This window comes from Alcanivorax sp. HI0044 (genome assembly GCF_001634945.1).
Genome location: NZ_LWEZ01000714.1, coordinates 1 through 524, shown reverse-complemented (window position 1 = coordinate 524; position 524 = coordinate 1). Strand labels below are relative to the sequence as shown.

Sequence of the window (524 nt, the reverse complement as noted above, 5' to 3'; positions counted from 1 at the left end):
GCAAAACATGGGGACGCCGGCACAGGCAGCAACAAAATCGCAAACCCCCATAGCCAGCGCCGCTGACCGAACGCGGTGAGCATCAGGCTCAACCAGCCCATCCACAGAATGCCCACCCCAGCGGCGGACAGCATGGCCAGCGGCAGCGCCAGCCACTGGTGCTCAATATAAAATTCCAGCAACGTATTCAGCATGGCCTGCCATCATTGCGATCAGAAAAGTGAAGATAAGAGAGGATTCACTGCATTGTCCTGTTCTTCCGCGACCAGTCAACGCACTCCTCTCATCCATTGCAACAACCTTGCGCCACATCAATAAACGCCAGCCTGGCCGGGAACCATATCGCCCCGCACATACACTAAGTAACCCACAACGTCTCACAAGGACACACCATGACCCCATTTCGCCTTCCGCTGCTGCTGGGCAGCACCGCACTGTTACTGGCTGCCTGTACAGGGCAGCCAGCCAACGAGGTACGCACCATGGTTGAAGAGAGCCAACTGCGTGGAGAAGCCTGGTCCGTC

Annotated in this window: 1 protein-coding gene; it reads right to left on the bottom strand. The window is 57.3% G+C overall.

The features are described 5' to 3' along the window. A partial coding sequence (locus tag A3730_RS08610) for a hypothetical protein (RefSeq protein WP_197477379.1) occupies nt 1-194 on the bottom strand: 194 nt, incomplete at its 3' end. Between the last annotated feature and the right edge of the window lie 330 nt (nt 195-524).